This window comes from Marinobacter segnicrescens, assembly GCF_900111555.1.
Lineage (GTDB): Bacteria > Pseudomonadota > Gammaproteobacteria > Pseudomonadales > Oleiphilaceae > Marinobacter > Marinobacter segnicrescens.
Map to the genome: position 1 here is coordinate 1 of NZ_FOHZ01000054.1, position 5,248 is coordinate 5,248.

The 5,248-nt window shown below is 60.6% G+C and carries 4 protein-coding genes; all 4 read right to left on the reverse strand.

Annotation, left to right across the window (positions count from 1 at the left end; translation table 11 throughout):
* On the reverse strand, positions 1–1,480 hold a 1,480-nt coding region (locus BM036_RS19380; protein ID WP_143066675.1), incomplete at its 3' end, for an acyclic terpene utilization AtuA family protein.
* Between the two features lie 36 nt (positions 1,481–1,516).
* Entirely contained in the window at positions 1,517–2,662 is a 1,146-nt protein-coding gene (locus BM036_RS19385) for an acyl-CoA dehydrogenase family protein (RefSeq protein ID WP_091855270.1), read from the reverse strand.
* A gap of 32 nt (positions 2,663–2,694) precedes the next feature.
* A complete protein-coding gene (gene menE, locus BM036_RS19390) occupies positions 2,695–4,278 on the reverse strand; it encodes an o-succinylbenzoate--CoA ligase (RefSeq protein WP_091855271.1) in 1,584 nt (527 codons plus the stop codon).
* A gap of 25 nt (positions 4,279–4,303) precedes the next feature.
* Positions 4,304–5,140 carry a helix-turn-helix transcriptional regulator gene (locus tag BM036_RS19395; RefSeq protein ID WP_177186125.1) on the reverse strand — a complete coding sequence of 279 codons (837 nt, stop codon included), beginning with the start codon at positions 5,138–5,140 and terminating at the stop codon, positions 4,304–4,306.
* Positions 5,141–5,248 lie beyond the last annotated feature (108 nt).

Sequence of the window (5,248 nt, forward strand, 5' to 3'; positions counted from 1 at the left end):
GATCGATCAATGGCAAGGTGGTTGTGCGGCCCTCCGACACCCGGGGCGACTCCACCGGCGCGGCCGGTTGCGGCCGACCCTGGCCTCGCAGACTAGCCACCTTCAGGGCAACGGGCTCGCCGCCGACCTTCACGGTTACCGGCACCTGGTCCTTGTCGATCAGTCCCGAGAACAGACTGACGACCGGGCTGGGCCGCGGCCGCCCGGGGGTGACGCCGGTCACCGCTGGCGACATGGATAACGCAGCGCCTACGAACTCCTTGGAGAAAAGCTCCACACCTTCCTTGCGTGGGTGATGGACACCCAGGCGCAGAACGACTTCACGGGCCTGACGCGCTTCCGGCCTGGCCTGGTCGCCGAACATGGCCTCGGCCCCAATCACCTGCAGATCGCTCTTGGTAAATGCCGGCAGCCCCTCTTCCTCCAGCATGGCGGAGGTCCGATTGCGGATTGCCTCGCCCATACGACGGGCCTTGGCAGCGGCATCCCGACCGACGATCACGAAACTGCCGATACAGGTAAAGCCGCCCATGTGGGTGGCGCTGACCTTGTAGGTGGCGGTGGGCTCACGGCCCCGAGCCCCCTTGACAAGAACCCGGTCATCACCCACCTGCTCCATGGTGACGCTGGTGAAGTCGCAGATCACATCCGGCAGCACATAGCTGTGGGCATCGCCGATCTCGTACAGCATCTGCTCACCGGCAGTCAGTACCGATACCAGGCCACCCGTCTCCGGCGGCTTGGTCAGCACAAAGCTGCCATCGGCAGACACCTCGGCAATGGGGAAACCGGTGTTTTCCCAGCCAGCCTGGGTATCTTCCCAGTCAGTGAAGTTGCCGCCACTGGTCTGTGCACCACACTCGATCAGGTGACCCACCAGCCCACCGGCAGCAAGGCGGTCGTAATCCTCGGGCTTCCAGCCAAATTCATGGATCAGTGGCCCCACGGCGAGGGCGCTGTCAACACAACGACCGGTCACCACGATATCCGCTCCGGCATCCAGGGCCGCAGCAATGGGGAAGGCACCCAGATAGGCGTTCACGCTCATGACCTTGTCTGGCATGGGCGCACCGGTTTCCATCTCCCGCAGGTCCTTGCCCCGGAGCTCATCAGCCCGGTCCAGCAGGTTGTCCCCTTCTACCGTACCAATCTTCAGGGTGACACCGGCCTCCGCTGCTACCGCTTCCAGGGCCCGGCGGCAGGCTTCAAGGTTGACACCACCAGCGTTGGCGATGACCTTGATGCGCTTGTCGGCAATGTCCCTGACCCAGGGTTTCATGACCCGCTCGATAAAGTCCGTAGCGTAGCCGGCTTCCGGGTCACGGGAGCGGGCCTTGGCGAGAATCGACATGGTGATTTCCGCCAGGTAGTCCAGGATCAGGTAATCCACGCCACCGTAGCTGATCAGCTGTTTCGGCCCCAGTGCTGTGTCACCCCAGTACCCGGAGGCACCACCGATTTTGATAACCTTGTCTGACATCTCAACCTCGAATGACTTGATGAAACGGCCGGCCCCTTACAGGCCCAGCTGCCGGGACGCCAGGTCCCGCATGATTTCCTCGGCACCGCCACCGATGGCGTTAACCCGAACTTCCCGATAGATACGCTCTGACTTGGGTCCGCGCAGATACCCGGCACCACCCAGGGTCTGCACCGCTTCCCGGGCGCAATACTCCATGGTCAGGGTGCTCTGGTTCTTGAGCAGGCACACATCGGCTACCGGGTTGTCCCCGTGATCGATACGCCAGGCGAGTTTTTCCAGGTAGGCCTGGCTGGCCTCGATCTTCATGTACATATCCGCGAGCTTGTGGCGAACCACCTGGTGCTCGATCAGCGACTTGCCAAAGGTCTGGCGTTGGCGGGCATAGTCAACGACCTCCTCGTAGCAGGCCCGGGCAAATCCGATACAGCCGGCTGCCATGAAGATGCGTTCGAAGTTGAAGTTGTTCATGATCATCTTCGAGCCCTGGTTTTCCTCCCCCAGCAGGTTGCCAGCGGGCACGCGGCAATCGTCGAAGTACAGGGTCGCGGTGTCAGAACACCACCAGCCCATCTTTCGATCCAGCGGGGTGCGAGTGAACCCCGGGGTGTCCCGGTCGATCACCAGCAGGGAAATGCCCTTGTGGCCAGCCTCACCGGTACGTACAGCCACGGTGTAGGTGTCCGCGCGCATACCGGAGGTGATAAAGGTCTTGGAGCCATTAACGATGTAGTGGTCACCATCCCGTTTCGCCGTGGTTTTCAGTGCCGCCACGTCCGAACCACCACCGGGCTCGGTGATAGCAAGGGCACTGATCGCCTCACCGGCGTAGATGGGCGGCAGTACACGCTGCTTCAGCGCCTCCGATCCATATTTGACGATGGGCGGCGAGCCGATACCATGGCTCATCAGGCTGGCAGAAAGACCACCGCAGCCGGCCATGGCCAGTTCCTGGGCAGCTATGATCATGTAGAACAGGTCCGCCTCGATACCGCCGTACTCTTCCGGATAGCCAAGGGGAATCAGGCCAATGTCGGCCGCTTTCTTGTAAAGCTCTCGCGGGAAGGTACCGGCCTCGTCCCACTCGGTGACGAAGGGCTCGATTTCCTTGCGGACAAAGGCACGGACCGAATCCCGGAAGGCTTCGTGTTCGGCGGTATAAAAGGGACTGCTGGTCGTCATGGATCTTCCTCGGTTGTTTCTGTTCAGGCGAATTACTGGTACTGCTTGCGCAACTCCCGCTTGAGTACCTTGCCGGTGGCTGTGCGGGGCAGCTCTTCCACTACTGCCAAGTGCTTGGGCACTTTGAACCGGGCAAGGTGTTCGCCGCAGTAGGTCTGGATTTCCTCAAGTGTTGGTTCGTCACCCTCTTCGGGTACCACCAGCGCCATGGGCACCTCACCCCACTTCTCATCGGGCACACCAATCACCGCCACATCCCGGACTTTGGGGTGACGGTAGAGCACCTGCTCCACCTGGGTGGGATAGACGTTCTCGCCACCGGAAATCAGCATGTCTTTCTTGCGATCGACGATGTAATAGAAGCCTTCGTCATCCTGTCGGGCCAGGTCGCCACTGTGGAACCAGCCGTTGCGCCATTCTTCGGCAGTAGCATCAGGGCGGTTCCAGTACTCCCGGAACATGCTCGGGCCACGGAGCACCAGCTCACCGGTTTCACCGGGCGCCACGTCGTTGTCGTTCTCGTCCACGATGCGCATCTGCACATGGATCAGCGGCTTGCCCACCGACCCGTTCTTGCGTACGGCGTTTTCGTTATTTAGCACACAGGCCGAAGCACAGGTTTCTGTCATGCCGAAGCCTTCCAGGAACTGGAATCCCCGCTTCTGGAAGAACTCGATCACCGTGATCGGGCACGGTGCCCCACCGGACAGAAGCACCTTGAGGGATGACAGGTCATAGTCGTCGAAATCCGGTCGCTGGCTGAGCATCAACCACATGGCCGGCAACACGAACAGCGTCGAGATGCGTTCTTTCTCAAGGGTTTTCAGCAGGTTTTCCGGCTCGAACTGGGGCTGCAGCACAATGCGGGCGCCGCAATAGAGCATCGGCAGCGTGTAGATAGCGAGCCCCCCGATGTGAAACAGTGGCGCGACCGTCAGTGTGCTGTCCGAAGTATTGAAGGCGAGCGGGCTCATCTGGGTGTTAATCGCCACCCAGGTGGGGTTAGCGTGGGTCAGCAAGGCGCCCTTGGGCTTGCCGGTGGTGCCCGACGTGTACATCATCATCAGCGGGTCGTCCTGCCCAACCAGCACATTACGGTCGGTGGCATCGGCACCAGCGAGGCACTCCCGGTAATCCGGGTCCCCGTCGGCACCCTTGACGCCCTCGCCGCACTCACCGTTTACCACGATGGCATGCTGCAGGGTGGTGTCGCCGCGAATGGGTTCCAGCAATGGCAGGAAACGGGCATGGTAGACGACCACCGACGCTTCCGCGTCGTTGATGATGAACTCCAGCTCCTTCGCACTGAGCCGGAAGTTCAGGGGCACAGCGATGGCCCCCAGCTTGGCACAGGCAAAGAAGGTTTCGAGGAAGGCGGTGCTGTTGATCATCAACAGACAGACACGGCTGCCCTTGGTAACACCTTTGCTGGCAAGCACGTTAGCTGCGAGGTTTACTCGGTGATCCAGCTCCGCGTAGGTGACCCGGTCATCGTTATAGACAAGGGCTTCAGTGTCCGGACGGTACCAGGCATGGTAACGCAGCCAGTCACCGATACCGCCGATGTAGTGGGAGCTGAGGCCGGGGTCATTCTGTTGTATTTGTTCTTGGGTCATGATGCACCTCTGATCATCGTGTTGCTCATGCGAACGCAGAGCCCTGAACCATAACAGCCGTCCTGGAGGGCAACTTGCGTGAACTGGCTGCCGTCAGGTTCTTTGCCTGACCTGCGCCGGAAACCTGCAGCCGCACCCTCAAGCGCCGGGAACCGCTGACAATATCCCTGGGTGGAAGGCCATAGATGCGCCGTATGGAATGACTGAAATGCGTGGAATCGGGGTACCCGGTTTCCAGCGCAATATCCGTAAGCGTAGACGGAGAACGCACGTGGTACAGCAACGTCCGCGCACGGCGCCAGGCGCGGTATTTCCGCAGGCACACCCCGGTTTCCGCCTTGAAAAGGTGGAGGAACCTGGAGAGGGACAATCCTTCGCTGTCGGCAAGGCACGAGGCACTGCAGGGGTCGGCCGTATTTTCACAGATGCGGTCCACCACATGGCTTACCCTCGGGTCTAGCAGCCTTCTCGGCAAGGGCTGGCCGAACAGCAGGTCATCAAACTCCGCATCCGAAAGCCGGGCGCTGGTGGTTACCTGCTGCAGGCGCATAACACCCTCGAGGATCCTCGCCCTTACCGCCGAAGCGTTCTCCTGCAACTTCCGTTGAATGCAGGCACCGGCCATCACCGTATCCGTGTACTCAGGCTCAAGCATGACAACAGCCAGGTGCCGGTCTGCCGTGCGAACACGGTGGGGGGTATAGGGGGGCACCCACGCCAGGTGTCGGGCACTCCAGCCATTGCCAATATTGACCTGCAAAGGTTCCAGGTCGGAAACATACAGCGTCGCACACCCGAAGTTCCGGACGCCGGGTCTGCCCAGCAGACCGTAGTAAAAAACCCGGTGCGGGCCAATCAACATCAGCCGACTGTTTTCTTGTTCTTGGCTGGGGGTAAAACTCATTGCGTTACCCTCTCGGTTATCATCACCCCAAGGTTAGACCTAACACTTGGTCAAATTCAAGATTGG

What these genes read in the sequence shown, in the direction of transcription:
- BM036_RS19385 (WP_091855270.1), bottom strand. Translation starts at nt 2,662, where the DNA reads ATGACGACCAGCAGTCCCTTTTATACCGCCGAACACGAAGCCTTCCGG.
- menE (WP_091855271.1), bottom strand. Translation starts at nt 4,278, where the DNA reads ATGACCCAAGAACAAATACAACAGAATGACCCCGGCCTCAGCTCCCAC.
- BM036_RS19395 (WP_177186125.1), bottom strand. Translation starts at nt 5,140, where the DNA reads ATGTTGATTGGCCCGCACCGGGTTTTTTACTACGGTCTGCTGGGCAGA.